The following is a 17,374-nucleotide window of genomic DNA, read 5'->3' as shown; positions in this document are numbered from 1 at the left end:
GCGGGGGGCTTACCCTTCCAGCCCGTCCAGACGGCGCTGCAATTCCGGGCGTTCGGCGGCGTCGGCGGGCATTGTTTCCAGCAATTTGCGCCAATGGCGGCGGGCTGTGTCCTTATCGCCCTGGTTCGCAGCCTGTTGGCCCAGATAATAAAGCGCCTGGGGATTGTCCGGGCGCAGGGCCAGCACCTGCTCCATCACCCTGATGAACTCATCCCCCGCCTGGGCGGTCCGGTCATCGGGGGCCAGCAGGCGGCCCCGTTCCAGCCAGGCATCCAGGCGTTGCGGGTCGGCCTTGGTGGCGTTGCGCAGCGCTTCGCGCGCTTCATCCACCCGCCCCTGCACTTCCCGCGCACGGGCCAGACGCATCCAGCCTTCGGCATCGTCGGGATTATCCTTCAGCCGGGCTGCCAGCCCTTCCACCATGCCACCAATGGCGGCCTGGCGTTCTTCCGGCGACAGGGCGGCCATGGCCTGCATCTGTTCCGGGGACAAGGCCGGGGCACCGGCGGCAGGCGGGGTGCCCGGCGCTGCCGGCGCGCCTTCCGGGGCCGGGCTGCCGCCGGCGGGAGGCTTGGGCTGGGGCGTATAGGTCATGGGGTCCAGGCCTACGGTCACGGCGGCCTGATGGATCTGCTGGCGCAGCATGGGCAGCCAGGGCGCATCGGCGGGGCTGTCCGCCACCAGGGAAGACCAGCGCTCCAGCGCGCCCTTCACATCGCCGGCCTGCTGCCGGGCCACACCTAAGAAGAAGCGGGCGCGCGCATTCATCGGGTCGGCTTCGGCTGCGGCGGTGAACAGGCGTTGTGCCTCCTCCCCGACAATGCCATCGGTGGCGCCGGTCAGCGCTTCGGCCAGCGCGCTCATCAATTCCGGGTCGCCCTGTGACAGGCCCAGCGCATGGCGATAGGCCGTGGCGGCATCATCCGGCCGGCCCATGGCGCTGTAGGTCTGGGCCAGCAGGGTCCAGCCGCCCAGATCGTTCGGGTTTTCCTGCAGCGCCTTTTCCAGATTGGCTACCGCCGTCAGCACCTGGGGCGGCACTTCCCGCCGGTCGGTGCGTTCGGCAAAGCGCTGGGCCGGCAGGTTGGGATTGCCGAACGGCAGATAGAGGGCGAGCGCCAGCACCGGCAGGGCCAGCGTGACCAGCAAAGCCAGCTTGGTGCTGGGTTTGGTCGCCGTGCCATCGGCAGCCCGCTCCGCCTCTGCCGCGGCGTTCAGCAGCCGGCGGCCAATTTCCGCACGCGCCGCCTTGGCTTGATCGGGGGACAGGATGCCGCGCGCCAGATCGCGCTCCACCTCTGCCACCTGTTGGGCATAGACGCCCCGGGCAAATTCCGCCGCGTTGCCCGCTTCCGCACGCGGGCGCAGCAGCACCCGCACCAGCGGCAGCACGACCAGGGCCGTCATGATGGCGGCCGCCAACCAGAACCCAATCATGCTGACGGCCCCCGCTGTCCCTTGTCAGTGCCCAGATCATCCAGCAGGGCCTGCAGCCGTGTTTCTTCTTCCGCCGTCAATTCCGGCAGGGTGGTGGTTTCCACCTCGTGGCGGCGGCGGCGCAGATAAAACGCGGTGCCCAGACCGGCCAGCAGCAGCACGACAAAGGGGCCGGCCCACAGCGCGATCGTGTAGCTTTTCACTGGCGGGCGCAGCAGCACGAAATCACCATACCGGTCGGTGACATAGGCCAGAACCTGCTGGTCACTGTCGCCGGCCACCAGCCGTTCGCGCACCAGCACCCGCAGGTCGCGCGCCAGATCGGCATTGCTGTCATCGATGGACTGGTTCTGGCAGACCAGACAGCGCAGTTCCTTGGAGATGTCGCGCGCGCGCGCCTCCATCACCGGGTCGGACAGTTTTTCGTCCGGCATCACCGCGAAGGCGGGGGCGGACAGCAGGGAGGCCAGGGCAAGCGTGGTCAAACCAATCGCGGAACGGCGCTTGAGGGAACAGAAAAACCTCTTCATTTCGCCAGTTCCCGCAGCATCGGCAGGATCACTTCGTCCATGTCATAGGCCATCAGCGGCCCGACATGGCGATAGCGGATGCGGCCTTCCTTATCGATGACATAGGTTTCCGGCACGCCATAAACGCCGAAATTGATGCCGACCCGGCCATCCCGGTCGCTGCCCACGCTGGTATAGGGGTTGCCCAGACTGTCCAGAAATGCCTGCGAATCGACCGGCTTGTCCTTATAGGCGATGCCGTGGATGGTGATCCCTTCTTCCCGCGCCAGCCGCACCAGCAGCGGATGTTCCACCCGGCAGGGCGCACACCAGCTTGCGAAGATATTGACCAGCCGCACCTGCCCCTTCAGGTCGGTGCTGGCCAGACCCGGCCCGCCATCCAGCCCCGGCAGGGCGAATTCCGGCACCGGCTTGTTGATCATGTTGGAGGGCAGCTTGGACGGATCGCCCGTCAACCCGATGGCGAAATAGGCGGCCAGCACCAGAAAGATGGTGAAGGGCAGCAGCAGCAGCAGGCGGTGCTTGGTATGGGGCGACATGCGGGTCCGGCCCTTATTCGGCGGGTTGGATGGCGGTGGGCAGGGATGCTGTGCGACGCTGCGGCACGCCCACCCGTAAGCGCCGGTCAGACAGGCTGAGCAGCCCGCCTGCCACCATCACCAGGGAGCCGATCCAGATCCAGGGCACCAGCGGATGATGGTAAAGCCGCACCACCCAGCCACGCCCGTCGGCGCTGGGCTCCCCCAGCACGGCATAAAGATCGGCGAAGAAGGTGGTGTGGATGGCGGCCTCCGTGGTTGGCATCCGGGCCACGGGATACCAGCGCCGTTCCGGCGTCAGGGTGCCCACCATGTCACCATTCAGGGTGCGTACGGTGAAATAACCCATCTCGGTCGTGAAATTGGGGCCACGCCCCTGTTCCACCTTCTCCAGGGTCAGTTCATAGCCGGCGATGGTGGCCTTGGCCCCCGGCGCCATCACGCGCACATCTTCTGTCAGCCAGAAGCTGGTGCCGATCATGCCGGCAATGGCGATGCCCATGCCGGCATGGGCCAGGGCCGTGCCCCAGGCCCCGCGTGGCAGGCCACCGGCCCGTGTCAGGCTTTCCCCCAGCGGGATACGGAACAGGCGCACCCGGTCCGCCACTTCCCAGAAGGCACCGATAAAGGCCCAGGCGGCCAGCCCGATGCCGACCAGTGCCATCACCGGGCGTACGCCCTGCAGCCACAGGGCGACCATCACCGCCGCCAGGGTGAAAAGCGCCACCACCCAGAGCCGGCCCAGCACACCGGCCAGATCGGCCCGCTTCCAGGGCAGGAAGGGGCCGAGCGCCATGGCCAGCACCAGCGGGATGGCCAGGAACGGGGTGATGAAATTGAAATAGGGCGCGCCGACGGAAATCTTGTGCCCGAACGCATCCAGCACCAGCGGCATCAGCGTGCCGATCAGCACCACGGCGGTAGAAACCGACAGCAGCAGATTGTTCAGCACCAGCGCCCCTTCACGGCTGACCGGGGCGAACAGGCCGCCCACCTTCAGCACATGCGCCCGCATGGCGAACAGCAGCAGCCCGCCCCCGGTTGCCAGCCCCAGCAGCGCCAGGATGGCGACACCGCGCTTGGGATCGACGGCGAAAGCATGGACGGAGGTCAGCACGCCCGACCGCACCAGGAAGGTGCCCATCAGGGAGAGGGAGAAGGTGAGGATGGCCAGCAGGATGGTCCAGGTTTTCAGCGCGTCGCGCTTTTCCACCACGATGGCGGAATGCAGCAAGGCGGTCCCGGCCAGCCACGGCATCAGGGAGGCATTTTCCACCGGATCCCAGTACCACCAGCCGCCCCAGCCCAATTCGTAATAGGCCCACCAGGACCCCATGGCGATGCCCAGGGTCAGTGATGCCCAGGCCACCAGCGTCCAGGGCCGCACCCAGCGGCCCCAGGCGGGATCAACCCGCCCTTCGATCAGGGCGCCCACCGCGAAGCTGAAGGCGACGGAGAAACCGACATAGCCCAGATAGAGGAAGGGCGGATGGAAGGCGAGGCCGGGGTCCTGGAGCAGCGGGTTCAGGTCATTGCCATCCGGCGGGGCCGGCAGCACGCGGATGAAGGGGTTGCTGGTCGCCAGGATGAACAGCAGGAAACCGACCCCGATCAACCCCTGCACCCCCAGCACGCGGGCCTTCAGCGTTGGCGGGATGTTGCGGCCAAAGCCGGCCACGGCGGCGCCGAACAGGCCCAGCATCATGACCCAGAGCAGCATCGAGCCTTCATGATTGCCCCAGACGCCGGCCACCTTATACAGCATCGGCTTCTGGCTATGGCTGTTCTGGACCACATTCAGGACGCTGAAATCGGAAACGACATAGGCCCACATCAGGGCGAAGAAGGCGATGAAGACCAGGGCCAACTGGCCGAAAGCGGCCACGCGCCCGGCTTCCATCCAGGCGGTATTGCGCCGGGCGGCGCCGGCCAGCGGCAATGTCCCCTGGATGATGGCCAGCAGCAGCGCCAGCACCAGCGCGTAATGACCAATCTCGGGGATCATCTCGTCTCTTCCCTCAAAAAACATCCGGAGCCGGCTGGGGGCGAACCTGGTCACCCCCAGCCGTTCCTACCATCATTCAGCGTCGATGCCCGTGCGCCACAGGGCCGCGCCACCGGACCCGCAGATCAGGAACCGGCCCCGCCATAGACGGGCTTGCCCGGCGGCTCGGGACGGAACTCGCCAGCCTTCTTCAAGGCATCGACCACTTCCTTGGGCATGTAATTTTCATCATGCTTGGCCAGGATCTCAGCGGCCTGGAACACGCCATCCGGGCGCATCCGCCCTTCCGCCAGCACGCCCTGTCCTTCCCGGAACAGGTCAGGCAGGGCGCCGGAGAAGGTGACGGCAACGCTTTGCGCGCCATCGGTGATGGTGAAATTGGTCGTCACATCATCCGGCCGGGTCACGCTGCCATCCTGCACCAGACCGCCGACGCGGATGCGCTTATCCCCCGGCGGTTTGGCCGCCAGATCGGAGGGGGAGAAGAAATAGGCGACATTCTCCTCAAACGCGGAAAGCGTCAGGGCCGTGGCGGTGCCCAGGCCCAGCATCGCCAGACCCAGCATGTAAAGCCGGCGCTTCTTGCGCGTCATCATCGCTCGCCTCCACCATTGCCGGCTGGTCCCTGCACGGTGGTCGCCCCACCGGTCATGGCCAGCAGGCCAGTATCATCCTGGCCGGCCACTTGCGCCGTCTCCTTGCGCCGGCGACGGCGGGGCAGGCCCGCCTCCAGCGTGCGCAGGGTCGCTTCCGTCCGGCGCAGCGACAGCAGGCTGACCACCAGCAGCACCAGCAGCACCAGAAAGGCCAGCCCGTAGCTGCCCCAGACATAGGGCGCGTAGCCGCCCATGGCAAAAAACTCGCTCATCACCGCCCCGTCAGGCACTGCCGGATGCCGCGCGGGCCATGCGCAGCGTCTGGATTTTGCGGTCGGCCAGTTCTGCCCGCATACGCAGGATGACCACGGCCATGAAATAGGTCTGGAAGGCCAGCGCCATGATCAGCAGCGGCCACAGCATGTCACCATGGATGGTTGGCCCGCCCATGCGCAGCACACTGGCCGGCTGGTGCAGCGTATTCCACCAATCGACCGAGAATTTGATGATCGGCACATTCACCGCACCTGCCAGCAGCAGGATGCAGCCGGCCCGGTTGCCGCGCACCGGATCATCAAAGGCATTGGCCAGCGCCATATAGCCCAGATACAGGAAGAACAGGATCAGCACGCTGGTCAGCCGCGCATCCCACACCCACCAGGTGCCCCACATCGGCTCTCCCCACAGGCTGCCGGTCACCAGGCAGAGCAGGGTGAAGCCAGCCCCGATGGGGGCGGCGGCACGGGCATATACCTCCGCCAGCGGATGGCGCCAGACCAGGGCGCAGGCGGCGGCCACGGCCATGCTGCTATAGGTGAACATGCTCATCCAGGCGGCGGGCACATGCACATACATGATGCGCACCGTGTCGCCCTGCTGATAGTCGGGCGGGCTGGCGAACAGGGCCAGATACAGGCCGACACCGAAAAGGATGAGCGCGGCACCCGTGGTCCAGGGCAGGATCACGGCGGCCAGTCGCAGGAAGCGGGCAGGGTTGGCGAAGCGATGCATGATGGCCCTATGTAGCATGCGCGACCCGGTTTTCACACCGGGGGACACGCCGCCTGCGTTGATTTGATCCAGGACAATTATGCAGGCACCGCATCATTCAGGTGCGGGCGCCTTCCCCGCAACCCGCAGCGGGCGGGTCATGCGGTCCGCAGGTCCAGCATCGGCGGCGGCGCTGCGGCTTCCCCGCCCTGGATTGCCACCAGACCAGCCATTTCCCGCACCATCGCCGTTGCGGCGTCGGGCGTCAGGGGGCGGGCATAATGATAGCCCTGGGCGCGTTCGCAGCCCATCTGGCGCAGCAGATCGGCTTGGCTGACCGTTTCCACCCCTTCGGCGACCACGCCATATTCCATGATGCCGGCAATATGCAGGATGGCTGTGATCAGGGCCTTGCCCTTCTCGCTCTCCATCATCCGCTCCACGAAGCTGCGGTCGATCTTGATCGTATCGACGGGCAGTTCCTGCAAATAGGCCAGGGAGGAATAGCCGGTACCGAAATCATCGATCGCCAGCCCCACGCCCAACTGACGCAGCCCGCGCAGCAGTTCCGGCGCCACCCCGCCCTGGCCGATCAGCCCGCTTTCGGTGATTTCAAGCTGCAGCCATTCCGGCCGGCACCCGGTCATGTCCAGCACGCCCGACACCCAGCGCACCAGATCCAGCCGTGACGGGTCGAACTGGTAGGGCGACAGGTTGACGGAAATATAAAGCGGCTTGCCAACCCGGCCCTGGTTCCAGCGCACCACCTGCCGGCAGGCCTGCACCAGGATATGGTTTCCCAGTGCCATGATCAGGCCCGTCTCTTCCGCTACAGGAACGAAGATGGAGGGGGGAACATTGCCCCGCTCCCCATCCGTCCAGCGGGCCAGCGCCTCAAAACCGGCCAGATGGCCATCGGACAGGCGGATGATGGGCTGATAGGCGGCATAAACGCCTTCATCCATATAGATCGCTTGCCGCAGCCGGTCATAAATCTCATGCCGCTCGGTCAGGCGCGTGCGCATGGCGTCGTCGAACACGCGCCGGCCCCCGCCGGCCGCTTCAGCCTCCGCGCTGGCGATTTCCGCGTCGCGCAGCATGCCGGCGGCATCGGAACCCGTCACCACCACGCCCACACTGGCGCTGACGAAAATGTCACGCCCATCCAGGCTGATCGGCGCGCGCAGCGCATCGCGGACCCTGGCCGTCAGCCGGTCAATCCGTTGCGGCCCCTCTTCCAGCAGAAGCACGGCCAGTTCACCGGTATCAATCCGGGCAACCAGATCGCCCCCGTCCAGATGCTCACGCAGACGCTGGCCGACGGCGGCCAGCAGCCGGTCGGCTGCCTCCTCGCCAAAGGCTGCCTTCAGCACACGGAACCGGTCCAGCCCCAGCACGGTGACCGCGACATCGGCCTCCACCTCCAGCGCCTGTTCCAGCGCGCGCAGCAGATGCGCGCGGTTGGGCAGGCCGGTGGCCCGGTCGAAATTGGTCAGGCGGTGCAATTGCCGCTCGGCATTGCGGCGGTATAGTTCGGCCCGCCGTTCGGCCAGCAGATGATGCAATTCGTGGGCGGCTTCCAGTTCCGCCGTTGACCAGGGCTGCTGGCCCCGGCGCAAGATCAGGATATGGCCGCCCTGCAGGTCGATATCCAGGATATCGGTCAGCCCGCTCTCTTCCCGGGAAAGCCCGTTTAAATCGCGGCTGCCCCAGCGCAACCCCTCATGCCGGGGGCTGTCCTGCCGGTCCAGTTGTTCCAGCCAATGGCTGGCCGGCAGGGTATCGGGGGATTGCCAGCTTTTGCCTTCAATGGTGATGGCCAGCGCATCATGGGGAAGAATTTCCTCCAGCACCGGGTGCAACCGCGCCAGGGCCTGGACGATATCCATCTCGCCCTGCATAAGCCGGCCCAGCCGGGTCAGTGCGCGGGTGGCGCGGGTGCGGGCATGCCCGGCATCGCGTTCTTCCATCGCTGCGATCTGGGCGGCGGCAATTTCCCCCAACCCCTCAAAGACGGAGCGGACCGGCACGTTGACATGGCGGGGGCGCCGGTTTTCACACCAGATATATCCCCAAAGCCGCCCGGCGCAGAGAAGCGACACGATCAGCACGGATCGCACCCCGCGCGCGCTGGCAAACTCGGCAAACCCATGGGTGGCCGGGCGCAGCACCGCGCGCGGCAGGGCAATGGGGGCGCCGCTTGCCGGATCATGGCCGGGAAGCACGGGAACAGGTGGAACGGGAATGTCGGCCAGCAGGCGCACCCGGTTCAATTCCAGCAGATATTGCAGGGCCGGTGACAGGGGCTCGAACGCGGGCGCGGGAAGCGGCGGCACCTCCGTCGCGGCATCGCTGGCGATCATCACCGGCTGGCCCTTATCCCCGATCCGCAGCATCATCGCGTGATCAAAGCCGGTCAGCAGCCGGGCGTCACGGGTGACGGCCCTGGCCAGGGCTTCGATATCCTGCAGGTGGCGGTAACGGCGGATGGCGGCACCGAAGGAAGCGGCGACCAGGCTGCTGTCCCCCTGGAAAACCGGTTCCAGTTCCAAAACCAGGCCATAGGTCTCCAGATGGCCCTGCATGACGGCGCGCACCCGGCCTTTACCGGTCACCACGGTTACGGTCAGGGGACCGACGCCGCCATCGCCATCATGCCGGCGCGCCCGGCTCAACGCCTGTGCGGCAACGCGCCCGATGACCTGCCGCACCGGACGACCCAGAATCATTTCCAAAGGCTGATGGGCCAGGAGAGCCAGATTTGCGCTGGCATGGCGGATGATGTCATCCCGATCCAGGATCATCAGCCAGCCATGGGCCTGGATGTGATCCATCAATCCCGGCCAGGGCTGCTGGCCCGGTGCGAGCGTGGTGGTTGCAGGGAGGGAGGATGCAGTCGGCTGGACCATCGAAACGCTAGACCATCATCTTTCAGGCTGCGGACCCGACCGCCAGAGTAGGTTTAGGTTGTTAATATTTGGTTTGCATCACGGTTCCAAATTAGAACCGATCAGGTGTTTCTTCTCTATCGACGAGCATGTGGCTCTTGCCCGTCCGGTGCAACAGGCTTCTCGAAAAAAATAATCCTTTCGTATAGTGGCTGCTGCGGAAGCCACGAAATTGCATCACAACCGGATGACGTGATAACGATAATGGCAAAAGGATGGTCAGGCCGGAGTGCGCCCCTTGTGATGCGGATGGATGGAAAGGTTCCGGTTTCAGGTTTGGCGGGGTGGGCCGCTTGCCGGGACCGGGAACGGTGCGCGGCTGTTCGTAATGGCCCGTCCGCCTGGACGGGACGGAGGGAAGCGGGATGCTGGGCACTTTGCTGCGCCGGTTGAGCGGTCGCCGGCCTGAGTCGGCGGCCCCTGTACGTTCATTGACATTGTCCCCCGGGACGCCGGAAGGGGAGCCGGATGGCGCCCCGACAGCGGATGAGGGGGACGAGTCCATTTCCATCCCTGTGCCGACTGGAAACACGGATGCGGGAAATGGCGGGAGCAATGGGCCTGTCTTTTCCTCCCGCGCGGTACGCGATGCCACTGTGGTCACCGCCACGCTGGACACGCTGGGACGGTTTGTCGCCGGCCAGGATGTGGTGGATGAACTGGCCCGCCGCCTGGAGGCATTGACGGCGGAACAGACCAATTTCCTTCAGCTTTCCGCCGAACCGGGCCTGATCGGCCGGGCACAGCGCCGGGTGGAACCGATGAAGGGCACCCGGATCGCCTCATTGCGCAAGCTGTTGGATGATCTGGCTGGCGGCCCCTTTCCGGATAAGGGCCGGCTCAACCCGCTGGTCGCGCCGAAGATGCCGGTGGTGCCGCCGCTGGCGCCTGTGGCCCGGCCCTCGCCGCCGCCGCCGCCAATACCCCCCCCTGTCATGCCGCCCCCGGCTACCCCGGCCCCCGGCGTGATGGCCCCCCGGCCCACCCAGCCGCCGGCGCCCGTGCCGCCCCCCCCGGCTGCCAAGCCTGCGCCTGTGCCGCCGCCCCTGGCCCGCCCCCGGCTGGGACCGGCCAGCCCGCCGCGTCCCCAGCCGGTGGACCCGCCGCGCCCGTCGGCACCGTTATTCGACCCTCTCCCCCCCGTTCCCCCGGCCCCGCCGGTGGAAACGGTCCCCCTTGCGGTGACGATCACTGAGCCGCCGGCCCCCATGCCGCCGCCGCCGCCGGCCCCCCGGCCCGCCGCGACGGTGCCGGGTGTCCCCCGGTTGACACGCACCGATGCCGAAGACCGCCGGGCCCGGCTGATGGCCGCCCTGTCCGACCACCTTTCTTCCAGCGAGGCCGCCCCATGAGCCTGCCGTCCAGCGACCTCCCCGACGGGCAGAAGAGCGCCGCCGCCGACCCGGCGACGAGCATGACCCCGCCCTTGACAGGTGAGCTGCAGGAAGCGGTCGATCCGTTCGATTATGCCGAGACGATCGTCCGCGATCTGGCCCTGCATGTCGGCACGCGCCTGCGCGATTTCCGTTCCGATCTGGCGGCGATGCACACAGCGGTGGTGCAACTGCCGGAGACGATGAAGATCAACGCCCTGGGCCAGTCCATCCAGGAATTGCGGGAACGGCTGGCCCATCTGACCGGCGTGGTCAGCCAGCAGGTCACCCGTTATCCGGAAGAACTGGACCGGGTGGCCAAACTGTCCTCCGACCTGCTGAACCGGGTGGCGGGCCTGGAATCCTGGATCGCAGCCGCCCGTCAGACCCTGGCGCAGGGCGATGCCCCGTCGCTGCCGTCGCCGACGGGGGGCTTTGTCGGCCAGGACCAGTTGAACGCCGTGATCGGGCAGGTGCATGAAAGCCTGATGCGGGTTGTCGGCGCTGTGCGCGACCTGCAGCTTGACCTGCGGGATTTGCGCAGCGATGTCCGCGCCGGCGGCAATGGCGCCCCCTCTCCCGCACTGCCCCCCGATCTGGACCAGCGGCTGCGGCTGCTGGAAGACAAGGTTGCCGCTTTTGCCAAGGCTCCCGCGCCTGTGCCGGCTCCGACGCCCGCACCCGTGGCAGGCCCTTCAGCCACTGCCCTTGCCGCCCTGGTGATGGGCGCCTGGAACCGGCTGGCCCAGCCAGCGGGGGCGGAAGCCTTGCGCCACGCGGTGGGCACCACGGTGGCTGCGGTGCGCACACGGCTGGATAGTGTCGTGGTGCCACCGCAGACGGCGCGCGGCTCCGGCATCGTTGCCATTGGCACCGGCCGGCGCGACGGCAAATCCCTGGTCGTTCTGGTGGCGACGGAGGATTTGTGCGGCCGGACCTGGACGCTGGGGGCTGGCGGCACGGAAATGTCGTCGGCTGAAACGGCGGATCGGCCGGCCTCTGTCCGCACCGCCTGCTGGCGCGCCCTGCTGGGGGCGGCCAGCCTGGTGGAGCAGACGGAACCGGGTGTGGTTGTGCTGCCGGTGCTGGTCTATGGCCATGGCCACCTGAATATCCTGCCGGACCGGGAGGATATCCTGACCTATGCCCGCAGCACGGGCACGCTGGCTTCTGCACAGCGGCTGCTGTCGGTCGCGGCGGCGGATGTCTCCCTGCCCGGCCTGGGCCGGCCGGAGGATGTCGCGTCCGTTCTGATCACGCTGGGCTTCTGATCTGCAGCACCCGCGACTTTGGTCGGGGGTCGTGGCCGGGGAACGGCCCGGCCCCCAGCCATTTCAGCGAAATCCCGCCCCTTGCCGCCTGTATCCGACGCCCGCACCCGACGGAGGATGACCTTCGGCACGGTTGCGCGGGTGTGGGGTGGATGCTTAAGTTGCCGCATCATGTCCATGACCATCGACGCCATCCATTATTATCCGGTGAAGGGCCTGACGGCCCAGCGGCTGGACCATGTCCAGTTGATGCCGGGTGAATGCCTGCCGCAGGACCGGCGCTTCGCCATCCTGCATAGGGCGACCCATTTCGACCTCGCCAACCCGGTCTGGAAGCCCAAGACCAACTTCCTGGCCCTGGTCCGGGATGAGAAGCTGGCGACGCTGGATGCCGTCTATGATGCGGAAAGCGCCATGCTGGTGCTGCATCGTAATGGCAAGGCGGTGGCGCGCGGCCGGATTGACACGGCCACCGGCCGGCTGCTGATCGACCAGTTCCTGTCCGCCTATATGGACGGCACGGCAGCGCCCGGCCCTTACAAGCTGGTGGAAAGCCCCGGTCATAATTTCACGGACATCCCGGACAAGGCGGTGTCGCTGATCAACCTTGCCAGCGTGCAGGACATTGAACGGGTGACCAAGGCCCCGGTCGATCCGCTGCGCATGCGGGGCAACCTGCATCTGGCCGGCCTGCCGGCCTGGGCGGAGATGCAGTGGGTTGGCAAGCGCATCGCCGTGGGCGGGGTGGAGCTTGAGGTTTTCAAGACCACGACCCGTTGTGCCGCGGTGGAGGTCAACCCCCATTCCGGTGAACGGGACATGGCCTTGCTGAAAGCGCTGAAGACCGGCTTCGGCCATGCGGTCTGCGGTGTCTATGCCCGCGTGGTGGCGGGGGGCGAGATCCGCCAGGGCGATGCAGTGCGGGTGCTGGACTAAGGGCCAGACAGGGCGGTCAGCGGCATCGCCTCATCTGCCGCTGACCCTCGATCCTTACCCCAGCAGCGCGCTGCTGACCTGATAGGCCAGGAACGACATCACATAGGCCAGCACGAACAGGTAGGCGAAGGTCGCCCACATGAAGCGGGTGCTGTTCGTCTCTCGCCGGATGACCGCCAGCGTGCTGATGCATTGCGGCGCGAAGATGTACCAGACCAGGAAGGAAATGGCCGCCGGCAAGGCCCAGCTTGATTGCAGGGTGGCGGCCAGACCGCTGGCCAGGCCTTCCTCATTATCGGCGCTGATGGAATAGACGGTGCCCAGCACGGCCACTGCCACTTCGCGGGCCGCCATGCCGGGGATCAGCGCGATCACCATCTGCCAGGTGAAGCCGATGGGGGCAAACAACGGGGCCAGCGTGATGCCGATGATGCCGGCGAAACTCTGGTTGATATTGTCCGTCACGCCCTGGGGGCCGAAGGTGGACAGAACCCAGATGATGACCATGACGACGAAGATGATGCCGCCGGCCCGGCGCAGGAAAATCTTGGCGCGCTCGATCAGCCCAAACAGCAGGTTATGGGGCGACGGCATCTTATAGGTGGGCAGTTCCATGACGAAACTATCCACCTGCTCGGTATAGACAAAGCGCTTCAGCACGAAGGCGACCAGCAGGCCGGATGACAGCGCCGCCATATAGAGGCCGAACATCACCAGCCCCTGCAGGCTGAAACCGCCAGCCACATCGCGGTTGGGCACAAAAGCGGCGATCAGCAGCGTATAGACCGGCAGCCGGGCCGAACAGGTCATCAGCGGCGCCAGCAGGATGGTGGTCAGCCGGTCGGGCTTATGCTCAATCGTGCGGGCCGCCATCACGCCGGGAATGGCGCAGGCGAAGGAGGAGAGCAGGGGAATGAAGCTTTTGCCATGCAGCCCCACCCCGCCCATCAACCGGTCCAGCAAAAAGGCGGCGCGGGCCATATAGCCGCTATCTTCCAGTATCAGGATGAAGAAATAGAGAACCAGGATTTGCGGCAGGAAGATGATGACGGAGCCGATGCCCGCCACCAGCCCATCGACCAGGAAGCTGCGCAACAGCCCATCTGGCAAAAGATCCCCCAGCCAGGTGCCCAGGGCCGAGAAGCCGGTATCAATCTGGTCCATCGGCCAGGCCGACCATGTGAAGACCGACTGGAACACGAAGAACATCAGCCCCATCAGGATCAGCAGGCCGAATACCGGGTGCAGCAGCACCCGGTCGATCGCATAGGTCGTGACCGGCGGTACGCCATAGGCGATGCCGGACTGATCCAGCAACGTCATGGCCTTGCGATTCATCCCCCGCAATTCCGCCGTTGTCGGTTCCTGCCAGTCAGCCGGTGGAGAGGTTTCCACCGGGTTCGCCAGATACTGGTCAATCACCGCCAGCAATGCATCCAGCTTTCCGCCGCGCACGGCGACGGTGGAGACAACCGGCACGCCCAGCAGGTGTGACAGGGCGGCGGGATCAATGGTGAATTTCCGCCGCTCGGCAATGTCGAACATGTTCAGCGCCAGCACCATGGGCACGCCCAGGGCCTTGGCTTCCAGGGTGAAGCGCAGATGCAGCTTCAGATTGGTGGCATCGGCCACACAGATCAGGAAATCCGGCCGGCCAATATCCGGCAGCCGGCCCAGCAGCGCATCGCGCGTTACGGCCTCGTCCGGGCTGCGGGCGCGCAGCGAATAGGCGCCCGGCAGGTCCAGCAGGCGGCATTGCCGACCGGCGGGTGTGGTGAAGCTGCCTTCCTTGCGCTCCACCGTCACACCCGCATAGTTCGCCACCTTCTGGCGGCTGCCGGTCAGCCGGTTGAACAGGGCCGATTTGCCGGAATTGGGCATGCCGGCAATGGCGATCAGCGGTTGGGTGGCCATGATGCTCAGGATAAATGTTCGAGATGGATGGCCTCGGCATCGCGGCGGCGCAGGGCGATCACCCTGTCTCCGGCGATGCGGATGGCAATCGGGCAGCGGCCGACCGGGCCCTCGTGCAGCAAGGTCACATCCATGCCTTCCTCCAGCCCCATCTCCAGCAATTTGCGGGTCAGGGCGTCGGATGCCTCAATGTGACGGATGCGGGCATGGTCGCCCCGGCGCATGGTCGATAATTTCATGCGGGCCTCCAATCAGGATAAGAGGCGGGCTTATGCCTGCGCGAACACGAATGCAAGTCACTCTTATCTCTGCATGGACATGCCGACTGTAAGCGGAGAGGTCGGCGACGGTAAGAAACTTATATACATATCAATATATTAAATGAACTTTCGTGACTTCTCTCGGCCCTGTGCGGCCGGCTGCCGCAGGGGAGTGCGGGAGGCTCTCCTTTGCCCAGCCAGCGCCGGACGACTCTGGTGGGTGATATTTTTGAAAAGGGCGCACGCATAAATATTACCTATCGGCCCCGCCCTGTTGCCGAAATGTTACGTCGGGGCAAATGCGTCACGGCGGCACGGTGAGGGGGCTGGCGGCCCCCGGCAATTCGCGTATTGTCCGTTCTGCCTAGTGGCGAGCGATCGACGCCACAACAGGATGGAACCCCGGGCGTGTCTCGCCGATCCGGGGATGATCATCTGGAAGCCGGCGTGCATGGCACAGCCGGCTTTTTCTTTGGCTTCTTTCACGCCGTTGAAGCCATCTTCTCTTCCGGCTGTGTTAAGCTGTCATCATGTACAGCGATGTTCTCGACCTTGCCGATTTTTACAAGGGCAGCACCGGACAGATGGTGCGGCGCCTGATCCGCCGTCGCATCCGCGCGCTGTGGCCCGACCTGGCGGGGATGCGCGTGCTGGGCATTGGCTATGCCACCCCTTATCTGGGCCTGTTCAAGGAAGCGGAACGGGTAATGGCGGTGATGCCGGCCGGCCAGGGCGTGATTGCCTGGCCCCGCAGCGGCCCCGGCCTTGTCGCCCTGGCGGAAGAGGCGGAATTGCCCTTCCCGGATATGAGTGTGGACCGGGTGCTGCTGATCCACGGGCTGGAATGTACCGAGGAATTGCGGCCGCTGATGCGGGAAATCTGGCGGGTCATGGGCGGTGGCGGTCGCTTGATCACGGTGGCGCCCAACCGGCGCGGCATCTGGGCCCGTTCCGACCGCACCCCCTTTGGCATGGGCAGCCCCTTCTCCCCCTCCCAGTTGAAACGCACCCTGCGCGCCAACATGTTTGTGCCGGAGCGGGAGGATTACGCCCTGTTCCTGCCGCCCACCGAATCCCGCTTCCTGCTGGCCAGTGCTGGTCCGGTGGAGGAGTTGGGCCGGCGCTGGTTCCGGGCCATTGCTGGCGTGCATATGATTGAGGCGTCAAAGCAGATTTACGCCAATGCCGGCCGGGTCAAGCAGAAGGAGCGGCACCGTCTGCTGTCCCCCGCCGCCCAGCCCGTCTTCGGTCGCATCGCGGCGGAACGTCGCCAGGGCGATCCGGAGACGAAGGAAGATTGACACGCAGCCGGCCGGCAAGGACCCGTGAGCCTCCGCCTGCCGGATGGTTCAGTCCCCTGGCGCTGGCGCCGACAGCGGGACAGACTTATCGTGGCGAGCCAGTCACATAAGGGGAATGCGATGCGGGTTGGTTTTCTTGCCCTGGTTCTGGGGGCGTCTCTTCTGCCCGCTGCGGCCCAGGCCGCCCCGAAATATGTCGCCATGGGCAGTTCCTTTGCCGCCGGCCCCGGTATCACGCCCTATGTGGCCGATGCCCCACAACGCTGTGGCCGCTCCACCCGCAATTATGCCCAGCAACTGGCGGAACGGCGTGGGCTGGATCTGGTGGATGTGAGCTGCAGCGGCGCCACCACCGCCGCCATTCTGGAACCGTGGAACGAGTTGCCGGCCCAGATCGACGCGGTGGATGGCGACACCACGCTGGTGACGGTGACGATCGGCGGTAATGATGTGTTTTACATCGGTAATATAATGTCGATCTCCTGCCAGGAACTGGCAGGGCAGGGGAAGATGCCGGCCGATAAATGCCGCCCGCCCCAGACTGCAACAGAAGCCGATTATGCCCGGCTGGAAGAAGGTCTGCGCCGCATCGCTGCCGGGGTGAAACAACGGGCGCCCAACGCGACCCTGATGTTCCTGGATTACCCCGCCGTGCTGCCGCCCCAGGGCACCTGTAGCGCCACCCCGTTGCCTGATAAAGCCGCCGATGCCGCGCGCGCCGCCACAGCCCGTGTGGAGGCGCTGACCGCCCAGGTGGCGCAGGAAACCGGCGCCAAGCTGGTCAAGGTCTCCACATTGTCCCAGGGGCATGACGCCTGTGCCGCGACACCTTGGACGACGGGCTTCCCGGCGGCGGGCGGCGTCCCCTACCACCCCAACCTAGCCGGCATGACGGCACAGGCAGAGGCGCTGGAGAAGGTGCTGAATAGATGAGATTTACTGATCATATATAAGAGACTCCCAAATGGTCACATCCGCACTATGGCTTTCTTTTTGCGTCGTCGGTCGAGATCTGCCGCTTTTTTTTATCAATCCATCGTTCTTTGCCTTTGACATTATAGGGCCCAGTACTCTTGCTTCACTGGGTTTTTTAAGACCTGTCGCCCAAACATCGTCGACTGTAAATTCCTTCATGCTAAGGGCAATTTCTTTGATTGTCTGGTATGCTTTGATTTTCCAAGTTTCATCCATTTTATATCCTCCATAGATTGCAGATTTCATATCTACTGCCCTGCTTTTCCCGTTTCAAGGCATGGCAGGAAAAATTGTAGTTC

The 17,374-nt window shown here is 65.5% G+C and carries 16 protein-coding genes; 5 read left to right on the top strand and 11 right to left on the bottom strand.

Going from position 1 to position 17,374, the window contains the following annotated elements:
• Positions 1-9 precede the first annotated feature (9 nt).
• The 8 genes from ccmI to G473_RS29065 form a co-directional block, all read right to left on the bottom strand.
• Complete coding sequence (gene ccmI, locus G473_RS0106500) at positions 10-1,437, bottom strand: c-type cytochrome biogenesis protein CcmI (protein WP_051329944.1); 1,428 nt, start codon at positions 1,435-1,437, stop codon at positions 10-12.
• Positions 1,434-1,967 carry a cytochrome c-type biogenesis protein gene (locus G473_RS0106495; RefSeq protein WP_051329943.1) on the bottom strand — a complete coding sequence of 178 codons (534 nt, stop codon included), beginning with the start codon at positions 1,965-1,967 and terminating at the stop codon, positions 1,434-1,436. Before G473_RS0106495 ends, ccmI begins: the two co-directional genes overlap by 4 nt.
• The gene (locus tag G473_RS0106490) at positions 1,964-2,506 is read right to left on the bottom strand and encodes a DsbE family thiol:disulfide interchange protein (RefSeq protein WP_029012435.1); all 543 of its coding nucleotides are present in this window, start codon (positions 2,504-2,506) and stop codon (positions 1,964-1,966) included. Before G473_RS0106490 ends, G473_RS0106495 begins: the two co-directional genes overlap by 4 nt.
• 13 nt (positions 2,507-2,519) lie before the next feature.
• Complete coding sequence (locus G473_RS0106485; RefSeq protein ID WP_029012434.1) at positions 2,520-4,511, bottom strand: heme lyase CcmF/NrfE family subunit; 1,992 nt, start codon at positions 4,509-4,511, stop codon at positions 2,520-2,522.
• 125 nt (positions 4,512-4,636) lie between these two features.
• Complete coding sequence (ccmE, locus tag G473_RS25435; protein ID WP_035705853.1) at positions 4,637-5,104, bottom strand: cytochrome c maturation protein CcmE; 468 nt, start codon at positions 5,102-5,104, stop codon at positions 4,637-4,639.
• On the bottom strand, positions 5,104-5,379 hold the full coding sequence (gene ccmD / locus G473_RS29825; protein ID WP_084437667.1) for a heme exporter protein CcmD: 276 nt from the start codon (positions 5,377-5,379) through the stop codon (positions 5,104-5,106). Before ccmD ends, ccmE begins: the two co-directional genes overlap by 1 nt.
• Positions 5,380-5,389: 10 nt before the next feature.
• Positions 5,390-6,118 carry a heme ABC transporter permease gene (locus G473_RS0106470; RefSeq protein WP_029012433.1) on the bottom strand — a complete coding sequence of 243 codons (729 nt, stop codon included), beginning with the start codon at positions 6,116-6,118 and terminating at the stop codon, positions 5,390-5,392.
• 137 nt (positions 6,119-6,255) lie between these two features.
• On the bottom strand, positions 6,256-8,931 hold the full coding sequence (locus tag G473_RS29065; protein WP_051329942.1) for an EAL domain-containing protein: 2,676 nt from the start codon (positions 8,929-8,931) through the stop codon (positions 6,256-6,258).
• Between the two features lie 479 nt (positions 8,932-9,410).
• Between G473_RS29065 and G473_RS29060 the strand changes: the two genes are divergently transcribed.
• From G473_RS29060 to G473_RS0106450, 3 genes are all read left to right on the top strand, one after another.
• Complete coding sequence (locus G473_RS29060; RefSeq protein ID WP_051329941.1) at positions 9,411-10,397, top strand: hypothetical protein; 987 nt, start codon at positions 9,411-9,413, stop codon at positions 10,395-10,397.
• Positions 10,394-11,689, top strand: a complete 1,296-nt coding sequence (locus G473_RS0106455; RefSeq protein ID WP_029012432.1) for a hypothetical protein — start codon at positions 10,394-10,396, stop codon at positions 11,687-11,689. Before G473_RS29060 ends, G473_RS0106455 begins: the two co-directional genes overlap by 4 nt.
• Positions 11,690-11,860: 171 nt before the next feature.
• A complete protein-coding gene (locus G473_RS0106450) occupies positions 11,861-12,625 on the top strand; it encodes an MOSC domain-containing protein (protein ID WP_029012431.1) in 765 nt (254 codons plus the stop codon).
• 54 nt (positions 12,626-12,679) lie between these two features.
• Here G473_RS0106450 and feoB read toward each other — a convergent pair whose 3' ends face one another.
• A complete protein-coding gene (gene feoB, locus G473_RS0106445; protein WP_035705485.1) occupies positions 12,680-14,539 on the bottom strand; it encodes a ferrous iron transport protein B in 1,860 nt (619 codons plus the stop codon).
• 5 nt (positions 14,540-14,544) lie between these two features.
• On the bottom strand, positions 14,545-14,778 hold the full coding sequence (locus G473_RS25415; RefSeq protein ID WP_084437665.1) for a FeoA family protein: 234 nt from the start codon (positions 14,776-14,778) through the stop codon (positions 14,545-14,547).
• Between the two features lie 551 nt (positions 14,779-15,329).
• On the opposite strand from G473_RS25415, the gene G473_RS0106435 reads away from it, so the two are divergent.
• Together G473_RS0106435 and G473_RS25410 are read left to right on the top strand one after the other, a co-directional pair.
• Positions 15,330-16,100, top strand: a complete 771-nt coding sequence (locus G473_RS0106435) for a methyltransferase domain-containing protein (RefSeq protein ID WP_029012429.1) — start codon at positions 15,330-15,332, stop codon at positions 16,098-16,100.
• Positions 16,101-16,220: 120 nt separating this feature from the next.
• The gene (locus G473_RS25410) at positions 16,221-17,033 is read left to right on the top strand and encodes an SGNH/GDSL hydrolase family protein (RefSeq protein ID WP_035705479.1); all 813 of its coding nucleotides are present in this window, start codon (positions 16,221-16,223) and stop codon (positions 17,031-17,033) included.
• Between the two features lie 3 nt (positions 17,034-17,036).
• On the opposite strand, the gene G473_RS30230 is transcribed toward G473_RS25410, so the two are convergent.
• Positions 17,037-17,321 carry a hypothetical protein gene (locus G473_RS30230; protein WP_154667281.1) on the bottom strand — a complete coding sequence of 95 codons (285 nt, stop codon included), beginning with the start codon at positions 17,319-17,321 and terminating at the stop codon, positions 17,037-17,039.
• Positions 17,322-17,374 lie beyond the last annotated feature (53 nt).

Origin of the sequence: Niveispirillum irakense DSM 11586, from assembly GCF_000429645.1 — a bacterium.
Lineage (GTDB): Bacteria > Pseudomonadota > Alphaproteobacteria > Azospirillales > Azospirillaceae > Niveispirillum > Niveispirillum irakense.
This window is presented reverse-complemented; position numbering and strand designations above follow the sequence as displayed.